The following is a 26,045-nucleotide window of genomic DNA, read 5'->3' on the forward strand; positions in this document are numbered from 1 at the left end:
ATTCCCTACTCACCACTCCTCACGGAATATCTTCAGGCCGCCGGCCGGGCCGGCTCTTGTAGGCTGGAAAGGTCCAGCCGAAGCGGAGCGCACCGCCGCGCACCGCGAACGCCGCGGCGAAGCCGGCCAGCTCCGAAACGATCGGCGGCATTCCGGTGACATCGCCAGCCGTGAAGATGGTAGCGCCGGCGAGAGCGGCCGTGACATAGATTTCCGGCCTCAGCAGCACCGAGGGCTCGCCGGCCAGCAGATCGCGCAGAATGCCCCCGAATGTGGCCGTGAGCACGCCGGTGATGACGGAGACGACCGGCGAACCGGTGATGGCCAGGCCCTTGGCCGCACCCATCACCGAAAAAGCGGCCAGCCCGATGGCGTCGAGCCAGAGCAGCCATTTCCAGCGGGATTCGACACGGTGCGCACCAAAGAACACCAGCACCGCCACCGCCGTGCAGATCAGCACGTAGCTGGAGTTGGTGACCCAGAAAACCGGCAGATTGAGGATGACGTCACGAAGCGTGCCGCCGCCTATGCCAGTGACGCTGGCCAGGAACAGGAAACCGATAATGTCGAGCTGTTTGCGCGATGCGGCCAACGCCCCGGTCGCCGCAAAGACGGCGACGCCGGCATAATCGAGAAGCGCGATGGGATTCAAAGACATGAAGCAGCAGGCGATGGGGTTAGGGGGTGGGTATGAATAGCACGAAGCCGTGCGATTGATACGCCCCCCTTAGTTGCCTGCTGCCTACTGCCGATTCCCTTTACTACGCATCCTTCTCCGCCTGCTCATTGACGGGCCCTGGCTCGACCGGCGCGTCGGCGGCAATTTTCGGACCGCCCTTGGCGACGCCGACCATGGCCGGGCGCAGCACCCGCTCGCCGATCGAATAGCCTGGCTGCACGACCTGAACCACGGTGTTGGCCGGGACATCGGGATTGGGCACTTCGAACATCGCCTGGTGGAAATTGGGATCGAACTTCTCGCCTTCCGGAGCGAGTTTCTTGACCCCGTGCCGTTCCAGCGCCGACAGCATGGCGCGCTCGGTCAGGTCGACGCCTTCGATCAGCGCCTTGAAGCCGGCGTCTCCCGATGCCTTGGCCTCGGCGGGGATGGCGTCCAGCGCGCGGCGCAGATTGTCCGACACCGACAGCATGTCGCGGGCGAAATTCGCCACCGCATAGGTGCGCGCGTCATGCACGTCGCGCGCAGTGCGGCGACGAAGGTTTTCCATCTCGGCCGCGACGCGCAACGCGCGGTCCTTCAGCTCTTCATTTTCCTTCAGCAGCCGCACAACCGCTTCATAGTCGCCGTCGATGCTGCCTTCCGTGCGTTCGGCATTGGCCTCAACCGCCTCGGCTTCACTGGGCGCGCGTTCGTGTTTTGCCTGGTCGCTCATCGCCGTTTCCCGTCATCTCGAATGGTGTGGATTTTGTGCCCGATATCGAGGTTCGCAGGCCAAAAATCAAGGGGAAACCGACCGTAAGGACCTTTGACCGGAGCTGGAAGGCACCAGGCGCTACTTCGGTTTTAATTCAAATTTTACCGTACTTCCCGGCTTTGCTTGCCACAAGGTCGTGATGCGGGAACCATTCCGTTGCTGGAGGAGTTTCGAAGCCAACGCAGGATTTGAAAATGATGACCCGCAACAAGCTTGAAAAAACGGAACGGCTCGCTGCGGAGGTTCGGCGCCAGTTCGGCGCCGAGGCGACCACGCGCTTCTTGCGCACCTTGCCGGCCTTCCGCACCGAACTCGACATCCCGGACCGATTGGAGCAATTGCTCAAGCACCTCGACCGGGTCGAGTTTGGCGAGGCCGGCTGGCGGCGGCAGTGAGGCTCGTTCAGCCGTTACGCGACAATTACGCACAGTAACTTTACGTGATCGTCGTCTTGCGGCGGCGGCATGTGCCGCCTATGTTTCCTGATGAACATGATTTCCCCCGAAGCCGCGGCCAACAGCAAACGCGCATGGCTCAAGATCCTGTCGCGCTACAAGAAGCCCGACAGGCGGCGCAGCGCACTCGAACTTGCCCTCACCCTCATTCCTTTCGCCACGCTGTGGGCTCTGTCTTCCGCGGCCTATGCCTACGGTCATTGGTGGGGACTGATCCTCATCCTGCCCGCAGCCGGATTCCTGGTGCGGATTTTCATGATTCAGCACGATTGCGGCCATGGCTCCTTCTTTGCCAATCGCCTAGCCGATGACTGGATCGGCCGCGCGTTGGGCATCCTCACGCTGACGCCTTACGACTGCTGGCGGCGTGCCCATGCCACGCATCATGCCAGCGCCGGCAATCTCGACGAACGGGGCATGGGCGACATCAGGACGTTGACCGTCGCCGAGTACCGGCGGATGTCCTGGCGGGGTCGCCTGGCCTATCGTCTCTACCGCCATCCCCTGGTGATGTTTGGCCTGGGGCCGATCTGGCTCTTCATCTTCTCGCAAAGGCTGCCCATCGGCATGATGCGCGGCGGCCTGACGCCCTGGGTGTCGTCAATGACCACCAATCTTGGCATCGCGCTTGCCGCGGCCATCCTCATCTGGGTCATCGGTCCCGGCGCGTTCCTCATCGTCCATCTGCCGATCGTCATTCTCGCCGGTTCGGCTGGCATCTGGCTGTTCTATGTCCAGCACCAGTTCGAGGAGACCGAATGGGCGAAGGACGAGAACTGGGAGTTCCAGCACGCGGCTCTGCACGGCTCGTCCTACTACGACCTGCCGCCGGTGCTGAACTGGTTCACCGGCAATATCGGCGTTCACCACGTCCACCACCTCTCAGCCAAGGTGCCCGGCTACCGGCTGCAGGAAGTGCTGCGGGACTATCCCGAGCTGCGTGGCATCGGCCGCGTCACGCTGCTCGACAGCCTGCGCTGTGTCAAACTGGCCTTGTGGGACGAAAGCCGCAGCAAGCTGATATCGTTCCGCGAGGCACACGCGGCGCTGTAGCACTTGCCTTCACGGGGAGGCGAGGCATGCCCCCGCAACGGACGAAAAGCCAATTGCTCGGCTTTTCGAACATCGAGCCGGAGGGGCCGGATGAGGGCAGCGCCAGGCTTCCTAACCTGAATTGGAGGCCTGGACGGCCAGCTGGTTCTCGAAGCCTCAGGCCGCTTGCCGCTCTTCGCGCATCAGGATCTCGCCGTGGCGGATCTCCGTGCCCAGCACCTTCAGGCATTCGCGGATGAAATTGGATAGGCCCGGCCAGCCCTTGGCGGAAACGAGATTGCCGTCGACATGAGCTCCGTTCGGCGCGACGTCGATATAGGTGCCGCCGGCCAGCGTGACTTCCGGCTCGCAATAGTGAAGCGCCGCCACCTCCCTGCCTCGCACCACGCCGTCGACCGCGATCAGGATCTGCACGCCGTGGCAGATGGTGAAGATCGGCTTGCCGGTCTCATGGAAGTGCCGCACCAGCGCCTGCACGCGCTTGTCGATGCGGATGTATTCAGGGCCACGCCCTCCCGCTGCGTAGACGGCGTCGTACTGGGCCGGATCCACCTCGGAAAACGTCTTGTTGAGGATGTAATCGTGGCCGAGCTTTTCCGTATAGGTCTGGTGCCCCTCGAAATCGTGCAGCGATGTCTTCAGCACATCGCCCGCCTTCTTGTCCGGGCAGACGACATGCACGGTGTGGCCGACTGCATGCATGGCCTGTTCAAAGACGAAAATCTCATATTCCTCGCTGAACTCGCCAACGAGCATCAATATCTTCTTGCCAGCCATTCCCGGTTCCTCCCTTGGGCTCAATTTATTTCGGATCGCGAAATAATCGACGTATCCTAAGGGCAGGGCAGCGAAAGGGGAAGTGCAAAACGCACGATTGGTAAGACCAGTTCGTGCGAGTTTCCGTTCGCATTGTCGCAAAGCGCCCACATGGCAAGCCAAGACGAAGCCACTGGTTGGACCACAATCCGGTCAGGCGGCTGCCTTGATCATGTCCGCCGCCTTCTCGGCAATCATGATGGTTGGCGCATTGGTATTGCCGCCGATCAGCGTCGGCATCACCGAAGCGTCGACGACCCGCAAGCTCCGCACGCCGCGAACACGAAGTTCAGGGTCGACCACCGCCATGTCGTCCATGCCCATCCTGCATGTACCAGCCGGGTGATAAATCGTATCGGCACGGGCGCGGATATGCGCCATCAGATCCGCATCGCTCGAAACGCCGGCGGTGTAGATTTCCCTGTTGCGGTATTTGGCCAACGCCGGCGCCTCCAATATGCCGCGCATCATCCTCGCGCCCTTGAGCAGAAGATCGCCGTCGCGTTCGTCGGAGAGAAAGCGCGGATCGATGCGTGGCGGCGCCAGCGGATCGGGGCTCGACAGTCTCACCTCGCCCCGCGAATACGGTCGCAGCACGCAGACGTGGCAGGAAAACCCATAGCCCACATGCAGCTTGCGGCCATGATCGTCGACGATGGCAATGCAGAAGTGCAGTTGCAGATCCGGCCGATATATCGCCGGGTCGGATTTGAGGAAGGCGCCGCCCTCGGCGTAGGGTGTGGCGATCATGCCGGCGCCATCCTTGCGCCAGCGCCACATATGCCGCAGCAGAGCAGGCAGGCCGCGCAGACCGATGCCCATCATATCGGCATCCTTCGATGTCCATCCCATGATGAAATCAAGATGATCCTGCAGGTTTTTTCCGACGCCGGGCAGTTCGTGCGCAACGGCAATGCCATGTGCGGCAAGCTCGACCGCCGGGCCGATGCCGGACAGCAACAGGAGTTGCGGCGAGCCGAAGGCGCCGCCGCAGATGATGACTTCGCGCCCGGCTTTCGCCGTCACATCGGTGTTGCCCTTGCGATAGCGCACGCCGGTGGCCCGTTTGCCGTCAAGGACGATGCCGGTGGCATGGGCTCCGGTAATGACGGCAAGGTTCGGCCTGTTCATGACCGGATGAAGATAGGCGGCAGCGGCCGAGCAGCGCTCGCCATTGCGGCCTTCGCCCCAGAACTGCGTGACCTGATAGAGTCCCGCCCCTTCCTGCTCCGGTCCATTGAAATCGTCGTTGCGAGGTATCTGGTTTTCGTCGCAGGCCTCGACGAAGGCTCTTGAGAGCGCCCGCGGCTCCTGCTGTTCGCACACCCGCAGCGGCCCGTCGCCGCCATGCAGGATATCAGCGCCGCGCTGGTTGCCTTCGGCGCGCCGAAAATAGGGCAGCACCTCGTCCCATGACCAACCGCTGCAACCGAGATCGGCCCATTCGTCGTAGTCGCTGTGGTGACCACGCGTATAGAGCATGGCATTGATGGCACTGGAGCCACCGAGCGCCTTGCCACGCGGCTGATAACCCTTGCGGCCGCCGAGCCCCTGCTGCGGCACCGTTTCGAAGCCCAGTTGTTGATCTTCGGCCGGCCCGGCAGCAAGGCAATGATGCCTGCCGGAGCGCGGATGAGGAGGTCCTTGCCCTCCCCGCCGGCTTCGATCAGGCAGACCGTTTTCGACGGATCTTCGGACAGCCGTGCGGCCAGCGTGCAGCCGGCGGACCCACCGCCGGCGATGACATAGTCGAAATCCATGATCTCCTCCCGGTTGGAGCGCCGCGCGTCCAAAGGGCGCGCAAAGGACGCTCCAAGACTCTTGATGCGCCGGCGGATGTTTCCGTCCGGACAGCCCAAGAGAAGGCCTGATCAGATCTGTTGTAAAGCGGTGCGCAATTGCCGCAGCGTCAGCTGCTGCGAACCCGGCGCCAGGAATATTTCGGACCCTCGGGTTCCGCAATGGCGGCCGGCTGGTAGTAAAGCCCCAACCCGCCGGTACGGCCCTCCTCCAGGCGCCTCAAGAGCACCGGGTTGGAGATCTCGAACTCGTCGAAGCCGAGCCGCAGCATATGCGGCAATGGGTCGACCAACACCTGACCGGTGGCACGCAACGCCCCCGTGAAATGATAGCGGCTGCGCAGCAGTTCGCCCTTCGAGAAGGAGCGGCCATCGCCGAACGCCGGGAAAGCAAGCGCCACCAGCGACAACTGGTCGAGCAGCCCGGCTATCTTCTCGAGCTGATCGCCGGGCTGCAGCACGACGCCGAGCCGCTCCTTCGCCGAGCGGCGCACCTCCGGGTCGAGATCGAGGAACGCCTGCAGCGGCAGGATGAAGCGGCCATTGCCGGAAAGCGCATCGGCGCTTTCGGCGTGCGTCCATTCGTCGTCGCGAAAACCCTCCGGGGTCCAGAGCCGGGTCTCCGGTGTTGTCGGTTCAGTCATCAGAATTCCCAAAAATTCGAAGGCTCAAGGGCGCGTGTTGAATTCAGGTCAGGCCGCGTCGCTACACCCTATAGTGATGCATCGGTCAGCGACACTTCCAGTCCCGACAGGTGAATGCCGCACTCGGTCTTGGCGTGGCCGGCCCAGCGGCCGCTGCGCGCGTCCTCGCCCGGCTGCACCGGCTGCGTGCAGGGAAAGCAGCCTATCGATAGATAGCCATAGGCGACCAATGGATTTTCGCGCAACGCATGCGCGCGCATGTAGTCGGCCTGGTCGGACGTCGTCCAGTGCGCCAGCGGATTGATGCGGATGCGCGGGCCGACCGCCTCGAACACCGGAAGGGAGGCCCGTGTCGAGGCCTGGAACCGCTTTCGGCCGGTGAACCACGCGCGGAAGGGCGCGACGCCACGTGCCAGCGGCTCGACCTTGCGCACGTCGCAACAGGCATCGGTGTTGTTCTGGTGCAGATTGCCGGTCGGGTCGATCCGTTCGAGCGCCGCGTCGTCGGGCTTGATCACCCGGACGTTTGTCAGCCCGAAATCGGCGACCAGCGCGTCGCGATAGCCGAGCGTCTCCTCGAAATGCTTGCCGGTATCGAGGAAGATGACCGGCAGCGTACGATCGATCTTGGCGATCATATGCAGCAGCACCGCCGAATCCGCGCCGAACGACGACACGGCCGCAATCTCGTCGTGAAACAGGTCGCCGGCCGCGCGTTCAATGATTTCGAGTGGCTTCAGGTGGCCATAGAGCGCATCGAGCCCCGCCGCTTTGGCGGCGATGCCGTCATCGACGTCGGCTATATGGTCAAGCGGCCTTGGCTTCGCCAGCATAGAGCGCCTCCTTGAACGGCGCGGGACCGACACGGCGGTAGGCGTCGATGAATTTTTCCTGCGGGTTGAGCCGAAGGCCGAGATAGGTGTCGACGATCTGCTCGATGGCGTCGGTGATCTCTTCCGAAGAGAAGCCGCGGCCGATGATCTCGCCGACCGACGTGTTCTCGTCGGCCGAACCGCCCAGCGTCACCTGGTAAAGCTCGGAGCCCTTCTTCTCGACACCGAGGATGCCGATATGGCCGACATGGTGGTGGCCGCAGGCATTGATACAGCCCGAGATTTTCAGCTTCAGCTCGCCGATCTCGCGCTGCCGCTCCAGCGAAGCGAAGCGGCGCGAGATTTCCTGGGCGATCGGGATCGAGCGCGCGGTCGCCAGCGCGCAGTAATCGAGACCCGGGCACGAGATGATATCCGAGATCAGATTGGAATTGGCCGTCGCCAGCCCGATGTCGACCAGCGCGTCATGGACCGCCTTGAGGTCGGCGCGCGCCACATGTGGCAGGATCAGGTTCTGCTCGTGGCTGACGCGAAGCTCGTCGAATGCATATTTCTCCGCAATGTCGGCGACCGCTTCCATCTGGCTGTCGGTCGCATCGCCCGGCACCTCGCCGATACCCTTGAGCGAGATCGTCACCGCCGCGTAATCGGGGTGGCGATGCGTCACCACGTTCTGGTCGAGCCAGTCCGAAAAGGCCTTGGAATCCAGCCGCGCCACCCTGACGGCCGCGTCGCCGTCCGGCCGTCCGGTCAGCGCCGGCGGTGCGAAATAGGCCTCGATGGCGCGGATGTCCGCCTCCGGCAGCTTCAGCTCCGCGTCCTTCAACTCCTGCCACTCGGCCTCGACCTGTCGGGTGATTTCCTCGACGCCGGTCTCGTGGACGAGGATCTTGATGCGCGCCTTGTACTTGTTGTCGCGGCGGCCATGGAGATTGTAAACGCGCAGGATCGCCGTGCAGTAGGACAGGAGGTCGGCTTCCGGCAGGAAATCGCGGATCTTCTTCGCCACCATCGGCGTGCGGCCCTGGCCGCCACCGACATAGACGGCGAAGCCGAGATCGCCGGCGGCGTTCTTCTTCAGGTGCAGGCCGATGTCGTGCGTCTGGATGGCGGCGCGGTCGCGCTCGGCTCCCGTCACCGCGATCTTGAACTTGCGCGGCAGGAAAGAGAATTCCGGATGCACCGACGACCACTGCCGCAGGATTTCCGCATAGGGACGCGGATCGGCGACCTCGTCGGCGGCGGCGCCGGCAAAATGGTCGGCGGTGACATTGCGGATGCAATTTCCGCTGGTCTGGATGGCATGCATTTCCACGCTGGCCAGGTCCGCCAGGATCGCTGGAATGTCCGACAGCGCCGGCCAGTTGAACTGGATGTTCTGGCGCGTGGTGAAGTGACCGTAGCCCTTGTCGTATTTGCGGGCGATGTGGCCAAGCATGCGCAACTGTTTGCCGTTGAGCGTGCCGTAGGGCACGGCGATACGCAGCATATACGCGTGCAGTTGCAGGTAGACGCCGTTCATCAGTCTGAGCGGCCGGAACTGGTCCTCGGTGATCTCGCCGGACAGCCGGCGCTGGACCTGATCGCTGAACTCGGCGACGCGGGCCTGGACAAAATCGTGGTCGAACTCATCGTAACGGTACATGCTTCGTCTTTCAGGGCGCGTCCGCCCGTTCACTTGGGTGTCGCGGCTATGCCGCCCGCCCGGCCTGCTTGCCGATATCGTTGCGGATGGTGGGGCCGGCGGCGCGAATTTTCTCCCGCAGCCGCACCGGCTCGACAACGCCACCGACGACTTCCGCGTCGATCAGATTGACGTCGACCACTTCATTGTTGGCGAGAGCCTTGGTGCCGATTTCCTCCAGCCGATCCTCTGCCGCCTTGTCACGCGCAAGGTCCGCATAGTCCACCGTCTCGGCCCAGCCGCCATCGGCGTACCAGACGGCAATGCCGTCGCCGAGGCGATTGGCGGTCAGTATCTTCATCGCTGAACTCCCTCGACGGCCGCTACGGGAGCGCCCTCGTGCCTGTGTGCCGCGAGCGGCTCGGATCGCTCGAAATTGGCACCGGCGACGGCATCGCCGATGATGGTCATGACCGGGCCGGACAGATCGGCGCGCGCTTCCAGCGACGGCAGGTCGGCCAGCGTGCCATGGAAACGGCGGCGGTTGACAAGGCTGGCGTTCTCGACCACGGCAACCGCCGTATCCGGCGACAGGCCGGCTTCGATCAGCCGGCCGGCAACTTCGGCGGCGACCGAGCGGCCCATATAGACGGCAACCGTGGCGCCGGAAATGGCGAGCCTGGCCCAGTCGGGCAGCGAATTGCCCTTGAGATCGTGACCGGTGGTAAAGACCATCGACGAGGAAACGCCGCGCAAGGTGAGCGGCAGTTCGAAATCGGCGGCTGCGGCAAAGGCCGCGGTGACGCCCGGAACCACCTCATAGGCGACGCCGGCATCGCGAAGTGCTGCCATCTCTTCACCGGCGCGACCAAACACCAGCGGATCGCCCGATTTCAACCGCACGACGCGCTTGCCCTCACGCCCAAGCGCCACCAGCAACGCATTGATCTCGGCCTGGCTCTTGGTATGGCAGCCCTTGCGCTTTCCCACCGGCACACGTTCGGCATCGCGGCGGCCCATTGCGACGACCGCCTCCGGCACCAGCGCGTCATGGACGATAACGTCGGCCTCCATGAGCAGACGATGCGCCCGCAGCGTCAGGAGGTCTTCGGCACCGGGACCTGCGCCCACCAGGGCGATGTGGCCGCGAGCCGGTGCGTCGGACGACAGCAGGTCGGTGGCGGCTTCGCGCGCCTGCGAAAATTCGCCGGCCTCGAGGGCGCGCGCCGGCGCGCCGCCGAAGAAGTCACTCCAGAAACGGCGGCGCACATTGCCCCTTGGCAAGCTCTCGGCGGCATTACGGAACGACGCGGCAAGCGCCGCCAGCGGCCCGAGCGATGGCGACAGCATGCGGTCGATGCGGCTGCGCAGCATCTGGGCGAGCACGGGGCCGGCGCCTTCCGTGCCGATCGCCACGGCGACCGGTGCGCGGTTGACCAGTGCCGGGGTGAAGAAATCGCAGAGGTCCGGCCGGTCGACGGCATTGACGGGAATGCCCAGCCGGCGCGCGTCGGCGGCCACGCGATGATCGAGCGCCTCGTCGCCGCTGGCGGCAAACACCATCACGGCGCCGTCGAGCAGGGCGGCATGATACGTGGCGGCCACATGCTTCGCGCCGGCTTCGGCGATAAACGCCAGCAGTTCCGGTTCGGCATTCTCGGCGATAACGTGCAGGACGGCACTCGACTGGGCGATCAACCGCGCCTTGGCCAGCGCAGCCTCGCCGCCACCGACAATGGCCACCGCTTCGCCCTCGACCCGCATGAAGACGGGAAATGCGTTGAGCTTGGTGGTGGCCTGCGGCATGAGAAAAGCAATCCCGGAACAGTTTCGCGGTTGTACGCCCGGCCGCGGAAAACCAGAAGCAAAGCACTCGCGCATCCGGCGATGGCAGGCAATCGCTTTTTCGCAACCGCGAAGGGCAGGAGAAAAATATTCCGCATGACGGGTGTGGGCAGCGTCAGGCAGCCGGTTCGGGGCTTGATTTCAGCGGATTTTACCGTCGGCGCCCTGTCTCGCAAAACAGTTTTTCCAATTTCTACTATTTTTGTAGATTAAAGGTATCCGGCCGCTTTGGTGTCCGCCGGCATGGCCTTCGGTTCGCCTTGGGTTGGAACGATGCCGGCCTGGAACGCGTTCCGAATAGTCTCATACTCAAGAGGAGCGCTATCATGAATACGATCAGGCTGAAGCACGGTATCTGGGTCTTGGTGGCCGATGGCGAAAAGGCGCTCTTCCTCAAGAACGTCGGCGACACCAAGTTCCCCAATCTTGAAGTCGTGCAGGTGCTGGAACAGGAAAATCCGCCCACGCGCGAACAAGGGGCCGATAGCCCTGGCCGATACAATGACGGCCCCTCCATGCACCGCAGCGCGGTCGAGGATACCGACTGGCACCGCATCGGCAAGGAGCGTTTCGCCGACGAGATCGCCGGCCGGCTCTACAAGCTCGCCCACGGCGGCGCATTCGACAGCATCGTGCTTGTCGCTCCGCCGGTGGTGCTCGGCGCCATGCGCAAGAAGCTGCACAAGGAGGTCGAGGAGAAGATAGCGGGGGAAATTCCAAAGACGATGACCAATCACGCCATCCCCGAGATCGAGGCTCTGCTGCAGGCAGCCTGATCGCCGCAACGGGGCGGCCATCAGGGCAATTCCATCGCGGTCTCAAACAGGCCGGCGGCATCTTGGTCGCCGGTCAGCGCCGTGGACGGACATCGGCAGGGCCCTGGACGCACTGCGCCAGCGCAGCATCAGCGGCAAGGCGGTTCTCACCCTGACCAGATGAGCGGGCCTGGGCCCGACCGGTTCACACGTGCTGACCGCCATTGATGTGGATTTCCGAGCCGGTCACATAGGACGCCTGCCCGGAGCACAGGAAGAAGATGATGTCGGCGACCTCCGCCGTGGTGCCCAGGCGCCGCAGCGGGATGGTCTCGACGATTTTTTCGGTGCCCGGCGACAGGATCGCGGTGTCGATTTCGCCAGGCGCGATGGCGTTGACGCGGATGCCGTGCGGGCCGAAATCATGCGCCATCTCGCGCGTCAGCGAGCCGAGCGCCGCCTTCGACGTTGCGTAGGCGGTGCCCGCGAAGGGATGCACGCGGGTGCCGGCGATAGAGGTGACGTTGACGATCGAGCCCTTCGCCGTCGCCAGCTCCTTGAACAGGCCGCGCGCCAGCATGATCGGCGCGAAGAAATTGACCTGGAAGACGTCGCGCCAGACATGCATCGGCGTGTCGATCGAGTCCATGCGGCCGTTGCCGTCCTTGAGCTTCGGCGAGATGCCCGCATTGTTGACCAAGGCGTGCAGCTGGCCGCCATGCGATTCCAGCCGGCGGCGGATCTCGGACACCGCGATACCGACGTCTTCCTGATCGGCGAGGTCGACCTTGATGTGGTCTTCCGGTCCGGCCGGCCAGGGGCAGTCCTCGGCAAAGGCCTGGCGCGAGCAGGTGATGACGCGCCAGCCCTCGCGCGAAAAGCGCTTGACCGTCGCATGGCCGATGCCCCGGCTGGCGCCGGTCAGCACGATGGTTTTTCTGGTGTCGAGTTCAGCCATGTCACGGTCTCCGGGCCGGAGATGTAGCCGAACACCGTGGCGCTGGCGAGAGGCGGATTGACGCCGCTTGGATGAGAAGCGTCAGCCGCCGCCAAGAATATCGAGGATCGAGGTCTGCCGCTTCTTGAGTGGACCGCCGACGCTGCCCGGCGGCACCGGATGCCCGACCGAAGCGGTGGTGCCGTCATCCGCCGGCATGTTGAAGCCATCGGCATCGACGGTCTGGGCAGGCCGCGCCGGGCGGACCGGCGCTGGCGTCGCCGGTGCCGCCGCCTGCGCGGCCGGCGCCTGCCTGCCAACCGACACTGACGGAACAGGTGCCGGCTGGTTGTTGTCGGCCGACGGAACATCGTCGGGCACGATCCTGTCCGACGGCGTCGACTTCCAGGTGCCCGGCAGCGGCCGCACCGGCACGCCCTCATGCGCGGCGACCATGAATTCATGCCAGGCCTGTGCCGGCAACGCGCCGCCGGTGACCTTCTTCATCGCCGTGCCGTCATCATTGCCGAACCACACGCCGGTGGTGAGATTGGCGGTGTAGCCGACGAACCAGGCATCGCGCGAATTCTGGCTGGTGCCGGTCTTGCCGGCCGACGGCCAGGCGAAAGCCGCCTTCTTGGCGGTGCCGATCTCCACCGTGCCGGTCATCATCGAGTTCATCATGCCGACGATCTCGGGCTTGATCACGCGCGGTGCACTGCCGCCGGCGCTGTCATAGAGCACTTTGCCGTCGGCGGCTGTGATGCGTCGGATGAAATGGATGTCCGGCTTGTAGCCACCATTGGCGAAAGGCACATAGGCCGAGGTCAGCTCCAGCGGCGTCACTTCCGACGTGCCGAGCGCGATCGAGGTGTTGGACTGAAGGTCGGACTGGATGCCCATGCGGTGCGCGGCTTCCACAACCGCGTTCGGTCCGACTTCCATGGTCAACTGCGCGGCAACCGAGTTCAGCGACTTGGCGAGCGCGGTCGCCAGGGTGACCTTGCCAAAATACTTGCCGCCGTAATTGTCGGGCGTCCAGTTGCCGATCTTGATCGGGGCATCGTTGCGGATGCTGTCGGGGGTACGGCCGGCCTCGAGCGCCGCCATGTAGACAAACGGCTTGAACGCCGAACCGGGTTGCCGGCGCGCCTCGGAGGCGCGGTCGAACTGGCTGGTCGAATAATCGTAGCCGCCGACCATGGCGCGCACCGCGCCGGAATCGTCGATCGACACCAGCGCGCCCTGGGTGACGTTGAGCTTCTTGCCGTTTTCATCGATCAATTGGCGGATCGACTTCTCGGCGAGCTTCTGCAGGTTCAGGTCGACGGTGCTGTCGATGACGATATCCCCGCGCACGTCGCCGATCAGGTCAGGCAGTTCTTCCATGATGGTGTCGGCGACATAGTTCTCCGAACCGGTCCAGTAGGAGGGCGAGCGCGTCGCCGGCGCGCTGAGCGCCGTCTTCAGTTCCTTTTCGCTGATCTTGCCCTCCTCGCGCATGGCAGCGAGCACCAGTTGCGAACGCTCCTCGGCCGCCTTGGGATCGCGCGCCGGCGACAACCGCGAGGGCGCCTTCAGCAGGCCAGCCAGAAGGGCGGCTTCCGACAAGGTGACGTCGCGCGCGCTCTTGCCGAAATAACGCCGCGAAGCCGCCTCGACGCCATAGGCGCCGGAGCCGAAATAGACCCGGTTGAGGTACATTTCGAGGATCTGGTCCTTGGTGTGCTTGTGCTCCAGCCACAGCGCCAGCAGCACTTCCTGCACCTTGCGCTCCAGCGTGCGGTCGGGCTTCAGGAACAGGTTCTTGGCCAATTGCTGCGTCAGCGTCGAGCCGCCCTGCGAGAAGTGCCCGCCGATGAGGTTGGTGACCATGGCGCGCGATAGCCCGATCGGATCGACGCCGAAATGCGAATAGAAACGGCGGTCCTCGATGGCGATGACCGCTTCGGGAATATAGGGCGACATTTCGTGCAGACCGACGGCCTCGCCGCCGCTCATGCCGCGATTGGCGAGCAACTGGCCATCGGCCGAGACGATCTTGATGTTGGGAGCACGGTCTGGGATCGACCAGGTCGTCGCTGCCGGCATCTTGGCGCCGTAGTAGATGACGACGCCGGCCACCGCGATGCCGCCCCAGATGGCGAGCACGAAGCACCAGTAGAACAGCCGGCCAAGCACGCCGAACAAGCCACGCCGGCTTCTGCCGCGTCCGCCGCGCGACGATTTCGCCTTTGACGATTTGCGTTTGGCGGAGGCTTTGCGGTTGCTCGGCACGACGCGGTCCTCCTCGCTCACCGAAAGACCCGCCGAGGACTTCGCCCGTGGCGGGCCCTCGAAGCTGGGTTCGATGCGGCTGTCTCTGCGGTTCGCCATGCGTTGCGCTTACTGTCCCCGGTGCCAATGGCGTTCGGGTTGAAGAGTAGATGCGGCGATTTAAGGGCGGGTTAAGCTGAAGTGATGCCGCCACCCTGCGAACCGACCATCGATGCCAGGGAGAAGAATGCCAGCGTCTGCTGTTCGCAGGTCATTGCCAGGACGCTGTTCGTCCGGTCGATGTCGAGGCCTTTCGGCCCTCCCTCCTCGACATTGTCCCGGCCGCGCAGGAACGTTTCCTCGTCCAGCACCGCAACCGAGCGCGCGGGAGCCCTATGCCCGTTCCAGCAGCCGCCGGCGGCGTAGACATTCACCACCCGGCTGCCCGCGTCGGCGACAAGGATGTGCCGGTCATCCGCGCTAAAGCGCACGCCATGCGGATAGCCGGCGTTCAGCAGGACGCCGGCTGGTTCGGTCTCCGGCCCAAGCGAAGCGGCCGTACGATAAAGCTTCACGTCCTGGGTGCCATGGCTGCTGACCGCGATCCACCGGCCGTCATTGCTGAGCGCGATGCCGTCAGGTATGTCGAGACCGCGCGCCAGCAGCCGCTGGTTGTTCGTCGTGCGATAGCCGAGCCACCGGTTGACCACGTGCCGGGTGACCATGTGCGTGTAGTTGTTGCAGACCAGCAGGCCGACTCGGCCGCGCGACTCGGGGCGCACGGCAATGGACCCTGGCGAATTCAGTTTGCAGAGGCCTTTGCCCTTCACCCGGCGAATGGCTGATATCTCGCGGCTCTGGCCGGCCGGCTCCTCGCGGGGCAGGCCGAATATCACAACCATTCCATCGCGGTTACCGAGCACCAGCGTGCGGTCGTCGATAAAATCCAGGCCATGGATTTCGCCCATTTTGTCGGACGTCAACTCCATGAAGCCCCGAATCGTGACGCCAGGGCCGTGAGCCCCGGCCTCGATATCGATGCGCAGGACCAGCAGGCGCCTGCGCGCATAGCCCGCGATCACCAACAATCGATTGTCCGGTGAAAAACGCAGGTCTTCCGTGCGTCCGATCGCCGAAAGCGCCGCTCTCACCCCATCGCTGGCTTTGAAGTCTATGCCGGAAATCATCCGTTCTCCGCTCGGGAGATCGCGCGATGGCAGGAAGCGAGAATTATCCTGCCCCCGGCCCCATCGATGATCTGTTTGCCCCGCCTCGATCCTGGCGACTAAGCCTGACGGCGCACTCGACGGTCAAGCGCGAAGCATGGATTCGCAGTCTTGCCGGAGCTAGAGACCCGCTGCCTTCGCCAGATAGGGCGCGAGCGCCAGCGCGTAGGTCGCGGTCATGTGATGATAATCGCGCCAGACAATGATGTTGCCGACGACCGCCGCGCAGGTTTGCCTGCCGCACAGCGCATCGTTCATGTCGACGACCCGCACATTTGGCAACGGTCCGGCGGCGAGCGCAAGAACGTTTCTGGCCTCGACTTCGCTTCGCACGGTCACGCATTTGTCGGGGTCGGCGGCCAGGCAATCGCCGGGATCGAATTTGACGAAGGGCGTGTTGCGGATGGCGATGATGCGCACGCCTGCCATGTTCAACACGCCCCAGATGCTGCGCAGACCCTCGATCATGTCCGGCTCCGGTGTATCGGAATAGCGCGACTGGCTGGTGAACATGAGCTCCGGCCGCAGCTGCCTGATCTCGGTCAGAACATTATCGCGCCATTGCGCGCAGGCCTCATAGGGCTTGCCATTGTCCATGACAGGGGCACGGGTGAAAGGGCAAGCCGCCTTGGTGAAGGTGATCAGTTTCCATTTGTGGTCCTTGGCGATCCTGTCGATGGCCGGGATCCACTGCGCCGCGTGCGAATCCCCGACGACCACGACGGTCCTGGTTCCCTGGGGATCGCCAAGATGGCAGCCCACCGGCTCCATGCTGTCCTGCTCCTGGTGGCATTTGAGGCGATAGACGATGGGAACGTCGCGCTTCAGCTTGCCGAGCGGTGGCAGCGGTGCAACGCCGACCGGAACCTCGGCATCGGCAAGCAGCGCTGCGGGTCCCGGATAGTTGGGAGTACCGATCAGGCTGATGTCGACGCCTTGACGATCGAGCGCATAGCCAAGGGCACCGGACGCCACCACGCAGGCGGCAATCGCCGCCGAACCGTAGATGAGGGGCCGCCATTCCGTCTGCGGTCGCGGCCAGCGGTACCGCTGTTCGACATGGCGGTAGGAAAGGTGCGAGATGGCGAGCGTCAAAACCACGAGGCCGAGGCCCGCAAGCAATCCGACGGTGGGATGATGCGCCGTGTAGAAGACGATCAGCGGCCAATGCCAGAGATAGATCGAATAGGAACGGTCGCCGATATAGCGCAGCGCCGCGACATCGAGGCCGCGAAACCGGCCAAGCCTGATATCGCCGGCTGCTATGACCAGCACGGCGCCCAGCGTCGGCAGCAAGGCGTGCATGCCCGGAAACGGTGTCGCGCCGGAAAACAAGACCGCCGAAACCAGAATGGCGGTCATGCCAACCACCATCATCGCCAGGCGTGACAGGAGGCCTGGCGAGAACCGCTGCCGGACCAGCGCCAGCAGCCCTCCCAGCCCCAGTTCCCAGAGGCGGGTGTGGGTGACGAAATAGGCCCAAGCCGGGTCGGCCCGGGTCGTCGCCACCGAAGCGGCCAGAGACCCGGCGAAAACAACGCCCAGCGCCGCGAGCAGCACGTTCTTCGGCGATCGCCGGAAGCGCCGCGCCAGCCAGATGACGACCGCTACCAGCAGCGGCAACACGATGTAGAACTGCTCTTCGATCGACAGCGACCAGTAGTGCTGCACCGGGCTTGGCGCTTCCGCCGCGCCGAGATAGTCGACCGCCTGCAAGGCAAGCCGCCAGTTCTGCACATAAAGCGCGCTGGCCGCGACCTGAATAGCCGTCTCTTCCCATCGCGCCTTGGACAGGAAGACCAGCGTTCCGGCCAGCGTGACCAGAAGCGCCAGGATCGCCGCCGGCAGCAGTCGCCGCACCCGTCGCGAATAGAATGTGATCAGCCAGGCATGGCCACCGGCGGTAGCCATGCGGACAAGCAGACCGGTGATGAGAAAGCCGGAGATGACGAAGAACACATCCACCCCGACATAGCCGCCGGGAAGAGCCTGGGGCCAGAGGTGGAAGATCACCACCATGGCTACGGCAACGCCGCGCAACCCCTGGATTTCGGGCCGCCAGCCATGCTCCTCGCGTCTATCGGTCAAGGCGGCCCGCGATCTGGAAATCAAACGACAAGAGCAGCCTCAGTTCTGCTGGATTGAAATGCCCTTGTCGTCGATCTTGAGTTCGACGCCCTTTGGCTTGCTCTGCTCGCGGTAGACATAAACCCCGAGCGCGATGACCACGACGACGAGCGCGCCGATGACGAGATAGAGCGTATTCTGTTTCATGGCGCGTGCCCCCCATAGCAATCCCAGGAAAAGGCGTAGCGGTTTGCCACTCCGGGATTGCATAAAAACAAAGAGCTGGAGCGGACCAACGACTCCAACGGACGCTGAACCGTTCCAGTCGTGTCGAGCCTCAGGCTCGCTTCAAGACCCTGACCAGCACCAAGAGGATGATGGCGCCGATCGTGGCATGGATGATCGAGGCGATGATGCCCCCGCCGATGGAGAAACCGATCCGCGGCAACAGCCAGCCGGCGATGAAGGCACCGACGATGCCGACGATGATGTTGCCGATCAGGCCGAAGCCGAATCCCGAGACGATGAGACCGGCGAGCCAGCCGGCAATGGCACCAATGATGATGAAGACGAGCAGGCTTTCGACACCCATAGCGATTTCCCTCCGAGCAAGCGGGCGAGCGCGGAGCGGAAGGCTCCGAATCGGCCCCGGTATCACCGGCTTCAGGCTATTCGAAAGCACCCGGCCTCGCCAGCGCCACGCCTATTCGTCGTCTTCGTCACCGGAGGCAGGCCGCCAGCTGGTCGGCTGCACCTTCTTCTGCGTGTCGCTGTCGGTGTAGACCCACCAGCCATTCTCGCGATATTGCGCGATGGATTCGTTGATTACGCCGTCACTGTCCTTCCAGGTCACGGACACTTTGGAGCCGTCGGTCGGCGCTGTCGATATTGGCTTTCGGTCTGCCATGTCATCCCCTCTTCAAGCAATTCCAGCAAAAGTGTGCGGCGGTTTTCCGTCGGAAATGCGCATGATAGAGTCGAGCCGCCAGAACGCATCAGCGTGCGTCCGGTTCCCCGATAGGCGGCCGTCCGGCAGGATTGCCACCAGCCTATCAGCTATGGGCGAAGATATCCTCTTCGGCCCAGCCCATCAAATCGAGCTTGGCGCGTGTCGGCAGGAAGCGGAAGCAGGCGTCCGCCTCCTTCGTGCGCCCCTCGCGCGCCAGCCGCCCGGCCAGCACCTCGCGCAAACGATGGAGATAGAGCACATCGGAGGCTGCATATTCGAGCTGTTCGGGCGACAGCGTTTCGGCCGCCCAATCCGACGATTGCTGCGCCTTGGAAAGACCGACCCCGAGAAGCTCGAAGCAGATGTCCTTCAGCCCGTGCCGGTCGGTATAGGTGCGCGTCAGCCGCGAGGCGATCTTGGTGCAGAAGACCGGCTCCGGCATCACGCCAAACGCATTGTAAAGCACGGCAAGGTCGAAGCGACCGTAATGGAACAGCTTGGTGATGGTGCGGTTCCTCAGCAGGCTGACGAGGTTCGGCGCCTTCTTCTGGCCCGATGCGATCTGGATGACATCGGCTGTGCCGTCGCCCGGCGAGATCTGCACCACGCAGAGCCGGTCGCGATGCGGGTTCAATCCCAGCGTCTCGGTATCGATGGCCACCGCCCCGACACCATAGTGCGAAAGGTCGGGCAGGTCATTTTTGTGAAAACGGATGTCGGCCATTGTCTTCTCCGGTCGCGGCGTTACTCGTCCTTGCCGCGATCCGGTGAAAAATCAACAAGAAAACTTGTTTTCCGCGGCTCAGCGCGTCAGCGCGTCGAGAATGCGCGCCCAGGAGCGCTGACCCTTGTGGAAGGAGCTGAGCTCGTATTTCTCGTTGGGCGAGTGGATGCGATCGTCGTCGAGGCCGAACCCGACCAGCAGCGATTCCATGCCGAGATAGGTCTGGAAATCGCCCACCACCGGTATGGAGCCGCCGCTGCCCGCCGTCACCGCCGGCTTTGGCCATTCGTCCGAAAGCGCGGTCTTGGCCTTGGCCAGGAAGGGCGAGTCGTAGGAGAGCTGGATGGCCGGCGAACCGCCATGCGAATGGAATTCGACCGAACAATCGGCCGGGATGCGCTCCTCGACGAATTTGCGGAAGGCGGCGCGGATTTTCTTCGGATCCTGCTTGTGGACAAGGCGGAACGAGACCTTGGCCGAGGCTTCCGCCGCGATGACAGTCTTGAAGCCCTTGCCGGTATAGCCGCCGATGATGCCGTTGAACTCGGCGGTCGGCCGCGCCCAGGTCAGCTCCAGCACCGAACGGCCCTTCTCGCCCGCTGGGATCGACAGGCCGACAGGTCCAAGGAAAGTCTCGGCGGTCTCGCCCAGCGTCTCCCAGGATTGCAGCACCTGCGACGGTGTCTCCTCGACGCCGTCATAGAACCCCGGGATTGTGATATGACCGTCCTGGTCGTGGATGTCGGCCAGCACCTTGGCCAGGATGCGGATCGGGTTGGCGGCAGCCCCGCCATAGAGGCCCGAATGCAGGTCGCGGTCGGCGGCCTTCACCGTGATTTCCTCGCCGACCAGCCCGCGCAGTCCCACACAGATCGATGGCGTGTCGCGGTCCCACATGCCGGTATCGCAGACCAGCGCGAAGTCGGCCTTGAGTTCCTCGGCATTGGCTTCGAGGAACGGCTTCAGCGATGGCGAACCGGATTCCTCCTCGCCTTCGAACAGGATGGTGACCCGGCATGGCAGACTGCCGTGCACCTGTTTCCACGCACGGCATGCCTCGACGAAGGTCATCAACTGCCCCTTGTCGTCCGCCGAGCCGCGCCCGGTGATGACCTTGTGACCAGGTCCGACCTCCTTGATGGCGGGGGCGAAAGGATCGTTTTCCCACAGTTCGATCGGGTCCACGGGCTGCACGTCATAGTGGCCGTAGAACAGCACATGCGGCGCGCCCGCCGGCCCCTCGTGATGCGCAACGACCATCGGGTGCCCAGGCGTGTCGCGCACGCTGGCGTCAAAACCGATCAGCTTGAGTTCCGCCACCAGCCATTCCGCCGCCTTCAGGCAGTCGGCGGCGTAGGCCGGGTCGGTGGAGATCGACTTGATCCTGAGCAGGCCGAACAGCCGTTCCAGGCTCTGGTCGAGATTCTTGTCGAGGCGGTCGAGGACAGGGGAAACTGCGGACATTTGCGAAGCCTTTCGATTCAGTGCCGGAACCGTAAAGGCAGAGCGGCGAAACGAAAAGCCCGTGACCATTGGACCAAGGCGCCAGTCGGCCGCCGCAAGGCAAAAAAAATGCCGCCGTGGTGGAGGGGGAACCACGGCGGCCTTTTACTCGAAACGATGCGGCAGCCCGGAGAGGGGGGATAGGCTGCCGCAATTGCCCGGAATAGGCGGGGGACGGGCCTTGCTCCGGACTTCGGCGAAAACTGCCGATGACGTGTATCTGGGACTGTGAACGTGGCGATTCAAGGGCACCAACGTTACACTTTTGTAACGTACGCGTGAGCGGGCTTGCGGAACGATCTGTCAGGGTCCCGATCTGTCAGGGTGTTGACGGAACCCATGTCTGGCGATGTCTTTGGCATGGACCAAGCCACCGCGCCGCGCTATCCCTGCCGGCATGAAAAAAGGCGATCATCTCTTCCTCATCGACGGCTCTGGCTACATCTTCCGGGCCTATCACGCACTGCCGCCGCTGACCCGCAAATCCGACGGCCTGCCCGTCGGCGCTGTTTCCGGGTTCTGCAATATGCTGTGGAAGCTGATGCAGGATGCCCGCAACACCGATGTGGGCATCGTGCCGACGCATTTCGCCGTTATTTTCGACTACTCCTCGAAAACCTTCCGCAACGACCTCTACCCCGAATACAAGGCCAACCGCTCGGCGCCGCCGGAGGATCTGATCCCGCAGTTCGGCCTGATCCGCCAGGCAACCAGGGCGTTCAACCTGCCTTGCGTCGAGATGGAAGGCTTCGAGGCCGACGACCTTATCGCCACCTATTGCCGGCTGGCCTGCGAGGCCGGCGGCGACACCACCATCATCTCTTCCGACAAGGATCTGATGCAACTGGTTGGCGACACGGTCGGCATGTACGACCCGATGAAGGATCGCCAGATCGGCATCCCCGAAGTCATCGAGAAATGGGGCGTGCCGCCGGAAAAGATGATCGACCTCCAGGCGCTGACCGGCGATTCCGTCGACAATGTGCCAGGTGTGCCCGGCATCGGACCGAAGACCGCGGCGCAACTGCTCGAGCAGTTCGGCGACCTCGACGGATTGCTCGCCCGCGCCAGTGAGATCAAGCAGGAGAAAAGGCGGGAATCGATCATCGCCAACGCCGACAAGGCGCGCATCTCGCGCCAGTTGGTGACGCTGAAGGACGACGTGCCGGTGGCTGACAGGTTGGACGATTTCGTGCTGCATGCCCCTGACGGACCGAAGCTGATCGGCTTCCTCAAGACCATGGAATTCACCTCGCTGACCCGCCGTGTGGCGGAAGCGACCGGCACGGAGGCCGGCGACATTCAGGCCGTCGCGGTGACCGTCGAACGCGCCGACAACGCGCATGGCCCCGATGTCGGCGCCGGAGCACCGCCGGTTGCCCGAAACGGAGCGGGCACCGAGCCTGGCCAGGCCACCGGAACCGCAGCGGCTGAGAAGCCGAAACAAGGTGACACCCCTTCCCTGCTCGCCGCGTTGCGGCTGGAGAGCGCGGCGACACGCAAGATCGACACGTCGGCCTATCAGTGCATCCGCGATATTGCGACGCTGAAAGCCTGGGTCGCCGAAGCGCGGGAGGCCGGTATCGTGGCTTTCGACGTCAGGGCCACCTCGACCGATCCGATGCGGGCCGAACTGATCGGCATGGCAATGGCCACGGCGCCCGGCCGTGCCGGCTACATTCCGTTCGCCCACAAGAGCGGCAACGGCGACCTGCTCGGCGGCGGCATGCTCGAGAACCAGATTCCGCTTCGCGAAGCTCTGGCGGTGCTCAAACCCTTGCTTGAGGACAGGTCGGTGCTGAAGATCGCGCAGAACCTGAAATACGATCTGGTCATCATGAGCCGCTATGGCGTCGATGTCGCGCCCTTCGACGACACTATGCTGATCTCCTACGTGCTCGACGCCGGCACCCCCCATGGTCACGGCATGGATGCCCTTGCCGAGAAATGGCTGGGACACACACCCCTCCAGCTCAAGGACGTGACCGGCTCCGGCAAGAGCTCTGTCGGTTTCGACCAGGTCGACGTCGACAAGGCGACCGCCCATGCCGCCGAGGATGCCGACGTGACGTTGCGGCTGTGGCTGGTGCTGAAGCCACGGCTTGCCGCCAAGGGCCTGGTATCGGTCTATGAACGCCTGGAGCGGCCACTGGTGCCGGTGCTGGCGCGCATGGAACAGCGCGGCATCTCGGTCGACCGGCAGATCCTGTCGCGGCTGTCTGGGGAACTGGCGCAAGGTGCCGCCCGGCTCGAGGAGGAAATCTACCAGCTCATCGGCGAGCGCATCAACATCGGCTCACCCAAGCAGCTCGGCGATATCCTGTTCGGCCGCATGGGGCTGCCCGGTGGTTCCAAGACCAAGACCGGCCAGTGGTCGACCTCGGCGCAATTGCTGGAAGACCTTGCCGCCGAAGGCCATGAGCTGCCGCGCAAGATCGTCGACTGGCGCCAGCTGACCAAGCTGAAATCGACCTATACCGACGCGCTGCCGGGCTTCATCCATCCCGATACCAAGCGCGTCCACACCTCCTACGCGCTGGCCGCGACGACGACCGGCCGTCTGTCGTCCTCCGACCCGAACCTGCAGAACATCCCGGTGCGCACGGCGGAAGGCCGCAAGATCAGGACCGCCTTCATCACCGACAAGAGCCACCGGCTGGTTTCGGCCGATTACAGCCAGATCGAACTGCGCGTGCTCGCCCATGTCGCCGAAATCCCGCAATTGCGGCAGGCCTTTGCCGATGGCGCCGACATCCACGCCATCACGGCGTCTGAAATGTTCAACGTGCCGGTGGAGGGCATGCCGTCGGAAGTGCGCCGCCGCGCCAAGGCGATCAACTTCGGCATCATCTATGGCATCTCGGCCTTTGGCCTCGCCAACCAGCTGTCGATCCCGCGCGAGGAGGCGAGCGCCTACATCAAGAAATACTTCGAGCGCTTCCCCGGCATCCGCGACTATATCGAGGAGACCAAGGCCTATGCCCGCGAGCACGGTTTCGTCGAGACGATCTTCGGTCGCCGCATTCACTACCCCGACATCAGATCGTCGAACCCGTCGGTCCGCGCGTTCAACGAACGCGCGTCGATCAACGCCCGCCTGCAAGGCACCGCCGCCGACATCATCCGCCGGGCCATGGTGCGCATGGAGGAGGCGCTGGACAAGGCAAGCCTGTCGGCCCGCATGCTCCTGCAGGTTCATGACGAACTGATCTTCGAGACGGTCGAGGGCGAAGTCGAGGCGACGATCCCCGTGGTGCGCCATGTCATGGAAAACGCGGCAATGCCGGCGGTGTCGATGTCGGTGCCGCTGCATGTCGACGCTCGAGCGGCGAACAACTGGGATGAGGCGCACTGAAGCTCAGCCGCTTTGACATCGAGGGACGTAGCAAGCAGCGAAGCGGCGCCGGGCGGGCTCTAGGATGACGAAGAGAAAGACCTTACGCGACCTCGTGCCGGCACTTCGCGCATATCCCGCGAAACTCGATCACCGCCTTCTTGGCGGCGAAGCCGGTTGAGTTGACCCATTCGTTCAGCCGGTGATCGATGTCGTGATCGGACATTTCGGTCACCTGCCCGCAATTGTCGCAGATGGCAAAGGCGGTCATCGAGTGGTTGTGGTCGTGCGGCTCGGCGCAGGCAACGAAGGAGTTGATGCTTTCCAACCGATGCACGAAGCCTGATTTCACCAGCGTGTCGAGCGCCCGATAGACCTGAAGCGGCGCGCGGAAGCCGCGTTCGCGCAACTGGTCGAGCAAGGTGTAGGCGCTGAGCGGTCCGCTGGCGGTCTCGAGCTTTTCGAGCACGCACAGCTGGTTTTTCGTCAGCACATCCCTGGCCGCCATGGTCCTGTTCCAACCTGTCCCACACCTGAAGACCGTTTGCGCGTGCAAACGGCCTGATCCCATTCAGATAGCGACGAACCGAGGTCTTTGCTACTACTGTGTTGTTGTCCCGATCCGGTCGATGACGTGCCGGCACATTGGTGATGGCAGGATTGAGGCCGGCGGTATCATTCCGTCGACCTTGCCAACCGGACAAGCCTATTTCCTTGGCGGACCTTTGCGTTCGGCGGAGGCCGCCCACAGATTGATGTCGGACTCGCGTGCGTATGTGTCGATCTCCGCCAGTTCGGCATCGCTGAAATCGAGCACCTTCAGCGCCCCGACGCAGTCCTCGACCTGCTCGGGCCGGCTGGCGCCGATCAGCGCCGAAGTAACCCGGCCCCTGCGCAGCACCCAGGCCAAAGCCATCTGCGCCAGCGTCTGGCCGCGCTTGCCGGCGATCGTGTTGAGCGCCTTGATGTTGGCGATGGTGCGGTCGTTGATGAAAGCTGTCTTCAGCGACTTGCCCTGGGATGCCCGGCTGCCTTCAGGGATGCCGCCGAGATATTTGTCCGTCAGCATGCCCTGGGCAAGCGGCGAGAACACGATGGAACCGACACCCAAGCCCTCGAGCGTGTCGAGCAGGCCGTCCTCCTCGACCCAGCGGTTCAACATCGAATAACTCGGCTGGTGGATGATGCATGGTGTGCCGAGTTGCTTCAATATGTCGGCGGCCTCGCGGGTGCGCTGCGAATTGTAGGAAGAGATGCCGGCATAGAGCGCCTTGCCCGAACGCACCGCATGGTCGAGCGCGCCCATGGTTTCTTCGAGCGGCGTATCTGGATCGAAACGGTGCGAATAGAAGATGTCGACATAGTCGAGCCCCATCCGCTTCAGGCTCTGGTCGAGGCTGGCCAGCATGTATTTGCGCCCGCCCCATTCGCCGTACGGGCCTGCCCACATCTCGTAGCCGGCCTTGGTCGAAATGATCATTTCGTCACGGTAGGCGGCAAAATCGGTGCGCAGGATCTCGCCGAAGGCGGTCTCCGCCGATCCGGGCGGCGGCCCATAATTGTTGGCGAGGTCGAAATGGGTGATGCCGAGGTCGAAGGCCTTGCGGGCGATCGCCTGTTTGGTCCGATGTGGCGTGTCGTCGCCGAAATTGTGCCACAGCCCGAGCGAGATCGCCGGTAGCTTGAGGCCTGAGCGACCGCAACGGTTGTAGATCATTTTCTCGTAGCGGTTTTCAGCTGCGATATAGGGCATGGGAAATCCTCGAATCTGAATGGACAAGGCACCGTC

At 63.7% G+C, this 26,045-nt stretch carries 23 protein-coding genes and 1 pseudogene; 4 read left to right on the forward strand and 20 right to left on the reverse strand.

The window, feature by feature from the left end:
• Nucleotides 1-19: 19 nt before the first annotated feature.
• Together LB556_RS05535 and grpE are read right to left on the reverse strand one after the other, a co-directional pair.
• On the reverse strand, nt 20-652 hold the full coding sequence (locus tag LB556_RS05535) for a trimeric intracellular cation channel family protein (RefSeq protein WP_224565078.1): 633 nt from the start codon (nt 650-652) through the stop codon (nt 20-22).
• 109 nt (nt 653-761) lie between these two features.
• Nucleotides 762-1,394 carry a nucleotide exchange factor GrpE gene (grpE, locus tag LB556_RS05540; RefSeq protein ID WP_224564896.1) on the reverse strand — a complete coding sequence of 211 codons (633 nt, stop codon included), beginning with the start codon at nt 1,392-1,394 and terminating at the stop codon, nt 762-764.
• A 236-nt stretch (nt 1,395-1,630) separates the two neighbouring features.
• Between grpE and LB556_RS05545 the strand changes: the two genes are divergently transcribed.
• Nucleotides 1,631-1,831 carry a hypothetical protein gene (locus tag LB556_RS05545; RefSeq protein WP_224564897.1) on the forward strand — a complete coding sequence of 67 codons (201 nt, stop codon included), beginning with the start codon at nt 1,631-1,633 and terminating at the stop codon, nt 1,829-1,831.
• 90 nt (nt 1,832-1,921) lie between these two features.
• Nucleotides 1,922-2,944 carry a fatty acid desaturase gene (locus LB556_RS05550; protein WP_224564898.1) on the forward strand — a complete coding sequence of 341 codons (1,023 nt, stop codon included), beginning with the start codon at nt 1,922-1,924 and terminating at the stop codon, nt 2,942-2,944.
• A gap of 156 nt (nt 2,945-3,100) precedes the next feature.
• Here LB556_RS05550 and LB556_RS05555 read toward each other — a convergent pair whose 3' ends face one another.
• The 7 genes and pseudogenes from LB556_RS05555 to cysG all read right to left on the reverse strand — a co-directional run bounded on the left by LB556_RS05555 (nt 3,101) and on the right by cysG (nt 10,466).
• Nucleotides 3,101-3,721: a DJ-1/PfpI family protein gene (locus tag LB556_RS05555; RefSeq protein ID WP_224564899.1), complete on the reverse strand. Its 621-nt coding sequence runs from the start codon at nt 3,719-3,721 to the stop codon at nt 3,101-3,103.
• 192 nt (nt 3,722-3,913) lie between these two features.
• A pseudogene (locus tag LB556_RS05560) lies at nt 3,914-5,520 on the reverse strand (GMC family oxidoreductase).
• A gap of 149 nt (nt 5,521-5,669) precedes the next feature.
• Entirely contained in the window at nt 5,670-6,203 is a 534-nt protein-coding gene (locus LB556_RS05565; RefSeq protein WP_224564900.1) for a DUF934 domain-containing protein, read from the reverse strand.
• A gap of 68 nt (nt 6,204-6,271) precedes the next feature.
• Nucleotides 6,272-7,036 (reverse strand): phosphoadenylyl-sulfate reductase, encoded by a 765-nt coding sequence (locus LB556_RS05570; protein WP_224564901.1) that lies wholly within the window; start codon nt 7,034-7,036, stop codon nt 6,272-6,274.
• Complete coding sequence (locus LB556_RS05575; protein WP_224564902.1) at nt 7,011-8,681, reverse strand: nitrite/sulfite reductase; 1,671 nt, start codon at nt 8,679-8,681, stop codon at nt 7,011-7,013. Before LB556_RS05575 ends, LB556_RS05570 begins: the two co-directional genes overlap by 26 nt.
• Before the next feature lie 46 nt (nt 8,682-8,727).
• A complete protein-coding gene (locus LB556_RS05580) occupies nt 8,728-9,021 on the reverse strand; it encodes a DUF2849 domain-containing protein (protein WP_224564903.1) in 294 nt (97 codons plus the stop codon).
• Nucleotides 9,018-10,466 carry a siroheme synthase CysG gene (gene cysG, locus LB556_RS05585; RefSeq protein WP_224564904.1) on the reverse strand — a complete coding sequence of 483 codons (1,449 nt, stop codon included), beginning with the start codon at nt 10,464-10,466 and terminating at the stop codon, nt 9,018-9,020. Before cysG ends, LB556_RS05580 begins: the two co-directional genes overlap by 4 nt.
• 365 nt (nt 10,467-10,831) lie before the next feature.
• Between cysG and LB556_RS05590 the strand changes: the two genes are divergently transcribed.
• Nucleotides 10,832-11,281: a host attachment protein gene (locus tag LB556_RS05590; RefSeq protein ID WP_224564905.1), complete on the forward strand. Its 450-nt coding sequence runs from the start codon at nt 10,832-10,834 to the stop codon at nt 11,279-11,281.
• Between the two features lie 184 nt (nt 11,282-11,465).
• On the opposite strand, the gene LB556_RS05595 is transcribed toward LB556_RS05590, so the two are convergent.
• From LB556_RS05595 to LB556_RS05635, 9 genes are all read right to left on the reverse strand, one after another.
• Nucleotides 11,466-12,218 (reverse strand): SDR family NAD(P)-dependent oxidoreductase, encoded by a 753-nt coding sequence (locus LB556_RS05595; RefSeq protein WP_224564906.1) that lies wholly within the window; start codon nt 12,216-12,218, stop codon nt 11,466-11,468.
• 81 nt (nt 12,219-12,299) lie between these two features.
• Complete coding sequence (locus LB556_RS05600) at nt 12,300-14,573, reverse strand: transglycosylase domain-containing protein (protein WP_224564907.1); 2,274 nt, start codon at nt 14,571-14,573, stop codon at nt 12,300-12,302.
• 71 nt (nt 14,574-14,644) lie between these two features.
• Nucleotides 14,645-15,535 carry a hypothetical protein gene (locus LB556_RS05605; RefSeq protein WP_224565080.1) on the reverse strand — a complete coding sequence of 297 codons (891 nt, stop codon included), beginning with the start codon at nt 15,533-15,535 and terminating at the stop codon, nt 14,645-14,647.
• Nucleotides 15,536-15,799: 264 nt separating this feature from the next.
• Entirely contained in the window at nt 15,800-17,767 is a 1,968-nt protein-coding gene (locus tag LB556_RS05610) for an acyltransferase family protein (protein ID WP_224564908.1), read from the reverse strand.
• 39 nt (nt 17,768-17,806) lie between these two features.
• A complete protein-coding gene (locus LB556_RS05615) occupies nt 17,807-17,953 on the reverse strand; it encodes a hypothetical protein (protein ID WP_224564909.1) in 147 nt (48 codons plus the stop codon).
• Between the two features lie 130 nt (nt 17,954-18,083).
• Entirely contained in the window at nt 18,084-18,338 is a 255-nt protein-coding gene (locus LB556_RS05620; protein ID WP_224564910.1) for a GlsB/YeaQ/YmgE family stress response membrane protein, read from the reverse strand.
• A 111-nt stretch (nt 18,339-18,449) separates the two neighbouring features.
• Complete coding sequence (locus LB556_RS05625) at nt 18,450-18,653, reverse strand: hypothetical protein (RefSeq protein WP_224564911.1); 204 nt, start codon at nt 18,651-18,653, stop codon at nt 18,450-18,452.
• Nucleotides 18,654-18,798: 145 nt separating this feature from the next.
• Complete coding sequence (locus LB556_RS05630; protein WP_224564912.1) at nt 18,799-19,419, reverse strand: ribonuclease D; 621 nt, start codon at nt 19,417-19,419, stop codon at nt 18,799-18,801.
• Between the two features lie 78 nt (nt 19,420-19,497).
• The gene (locus tag LB556_RS05635; protein WP_224564913.1) at nt 19,498-20,883 is read right to left on the reverse strand and encodes a M20/M25/M40 family metallo-hydrolase; all 1,386 of its coding nucleotides are present in this window, start codon (nt 20,881-20,883) and stop codon (nt 19,498-19,500) included.
• A 436-nt stretch (nt 20,884-21,319) separates the two neighbouring features.
• On the opposite strand from LB556_RS05635, the gene polA reads away from it, so the two are divergent.
• On the forward strand, nt 21,320-24,277 hold the full coding sequence (polA, locus tag LB556_RS05640; RefSeq protein ID WP_224564914.1) for a DNA polymerase I: 2,958 nt from the start codon (nt 21,320-21,322) through the stop codon (nt 24,275-24,277).
• Nucleotides 24,278-24,359: 82 nt separating this feature from the next.
• Here polA and LB556_RS05645 read toward each other — a convergent pair whose 3' ends face one another.
• Together LB556_RS05645 and mgrA are read right to left on the reverse strand one after the other, a co-directional pair.
• A complete protein-coding gene (locus LB556_RS05645; protein ID WP_224564915.1) occupies nt 24,360-24,764 on the reverse strand; it encodes a Fur family transcriptional regulator in 405 nt (134 codons plus the stop codon).
• Between the two features lie 198 nt (nt 24,765-24,962).
• Nucleotides 24,963-26,009: an L-glyceraldehyde 3-phosphate reductase gene (mgrA, locus tag LB556_RS05650; RefSeq protein WP_224564917.1), complete on the reverse strand. Its 1,047-nt coding sequence runs from the start codon at nt 26,007-26,009 to the stop codon at nt 24,963-24,965.
• Between the last annotated feature and the right edge of the window lie 36 nt (nt 26,010-26,045).

The sequence above is a fragment of the Mesorhizobium sp. ES1-4 genome (assembly GCF_020164745.1).
GTDB lineage: Bacteria > Pseudomonadota > Alphaproteobacteria > Rhizobiales > Rhizobiaceae > Mesorhizobium.